The sequence below is a fragment of the Aquipuribacter hungaricus genome, from assembly GCF_037860755.1.
In the GTDB taxonomy this organism is placed as follows: Bacteria; Actinomycetota; Actinomycetes; order Actinomycetales; family JBBAYJ01; genus Aquipuribacter; species Aquipuribacter hungaricus.
The window spans coordinates 1-1221 of sequence record NZ_JBBEOI010000437.1 but is presented as its reverse complement, the minus strand read 5'-3'; the positions used below and the strand labels follow the sequence as shown (position 1 = coordinate 1221).

General features: G+C 77.2%; 1 protein-coding gene and 1 pseudogene. Both read left to right on the top strand.

What is annotated here, in order from left to right; translation table 11 throughout:
- The coding region (locus tag WCS02_RS20450) for a vitamin K epoxide reductase family protein (protein ID WP_340296161.1) at positions 1-630 on the top strand (630 nt) is incomplete at its 5' end.
- An 89-nt stretch (positions 631-719) separates the two neighbouring features.
- Positions 720-1221: pseudogene (locus WCS02_RS20445) on the top strand (hypothetical protein); the annotation flags it as partial.

Genomic DNA, 1221 nt, shown 5'->3' with positions numbered 1-1221 from the left:
GACCGGACCGCCGGTGCCGCGGCGGCGCCCCCCGCCGGGCCGGCGCGGGCGCTGCCTTGGGTGCTGACGGTCGGCGGGGCGGCCGGCCTGCTCGCTGCGGTCGACCTCACCTACGAGCGGCTGCGCCTCGCCCTCGACCCGACGTACGTGCCGACCTGCTCGGTCAACCCGCTCATCGACTGCGGGACGGTCGCCTCGAGCCCGCAGGCCAGCGTGCTCGGCGGCGGGTTCCCCAACACCCTGCTCGGGGTCGTCGGGTTCTCGGTCGTGCTCACGCTCGGCGTGCTCGCGCTGTGCGGGGTCGCCCTGCCGCGGCCGGTCCGGTGGGGGTTGCAGGCCGGGGTCCTGGCAGGGCTGGCGTTCGTACACTGGCTGGTGGGCGTGAGCGTCTTCGTGCTGGGCGTGCTGTGCCCCTACTGCATGGTCGTGTGGGTGGTGGTCGTCGTGCTCGCCGTCTACGTCACCCTCACCAACGCCGTCGACGGGCTGCTGGGGCGACGCGTCGCGGACAGCGAGCTGGTCCGCACGCTCGCCACCCTGCACGCGGCACCGGCCGTGGTGTGGGTGGCGGGGCTCGTGGCCCTGCTCGGGGTCGTCTTCGCCGAGCAGTGGGCGGCCATGCTCGCCTGAGGCCCTACGGCCGAGCCCGTGATGCCTCGCGGTCTGACGCCGCGGCTGCGTCCCGCGGGTCCCGGAGGCCCGTCGGTTACCGTCGGACGGTGACCGGACCGGGGCCTCTGCGCGCGGCGCTGGTGGTCGCGGTCGTCGTCGGGGTCTCGACCACGAGCCACCTGCTCGCCGGCGGCGACGTCCCGTCCGGCCCCCGGCTCGGGCTCGCCGTGCTGCTCGTGGCCCTGCTCGCCGCGCTCGCCGGCGGCCGGACCGTCTCCGGGCGGCGGCTCGCGCTCAGCGTCGGCGCCGGTCAGGTGGTGCTGCACCACGGCTTGGACCGGGTCGAGACCGCCGGGCACTGCGCCGCGCACCGGCCGGACGCCGTCGCCGCCGTGTTCGGCCCGACGGCGGTGCCCGTGCCCTGCGGGTCCGGCTCCTTGGCCCACGCCATGGGCTGGGACCCCTGGATGGTCGTCGCCCACGTCGTGGCCACGGCCGTGGCGGTCGTCCTGCTCCGGCGGGGCGAGGCGGTGCTGCGCGCGGTCGTCGGCTGGGCCACCCGCACCCTGGTGCTGGCCGTCCGTGCCCGCCCGGCGACACCGCCGCCCG